The 478-nt window shown below is 34.3% G+C and carries 1 protein-coding gene; it reads left to right on the top strand.

The genetic code is table 11. The features are described from left to right. Nucleotides 1–16 precede the first annotated feature (16 nt). On the top strand, nt 17–478 hold a 462-nt coding region (locus tag AT575_RS10120; RefSeq protein WP_245871545.1), incomplete at its 3' end, for an IS3 family transposase.

The raw sequence follows: 478 nt of genomic DNA, 5'->3' as shown, positions 1-478 counted from the left end.
GAAAAAGGAACCGCCTATGACTAAAAAATATAAGCCAGCTGATTTAACGCCTACAGAAAGAGAAGAATTAATAAGATTAAGAGCTGAAACAGCCTATTTAAAAACAGAAAATGAAGCAATAAAAAAAATTAATCGCCTTGAGACACAAAAAGGAAGCTGCGCTACTCAAGGCGAAAAAGCGGCAATCGTCAAGGAACTTAAAGAAAAAGGATATCACATAAAATATCTTCTCAAAGCAGTAAACTTAGCTAAATCAACTTATTATTTCGAGATTGGCAAGATAGATGCTGTTGCGTTAAGAAACGAAGATTTACTTAACGAAATCAAAAGTATTTTTGAGTCAAATAAAAGTAGATATGGCGTTAGACGAGTCTATCAAGAACTGATTAATCGTGGATACAAGGTGAACCATAAGAGAGTTCAACGTCTCATGCATAAAGAAGGCTTATTAGGCAAACGTCCAAAGGAAAAATACCAT

It is taken from the genome of Streptococcus penaeicida, from assembly GCF_002887775.1.
GTDB lineage: Bacteria > Bacillota > Bacilli > Lactobacillales > Streptococcaceae > Streptococcus > Streptococcus penaeicida.
This window is presented reverse-complemented; position numbering and strand designations above follow the sequence as displayed.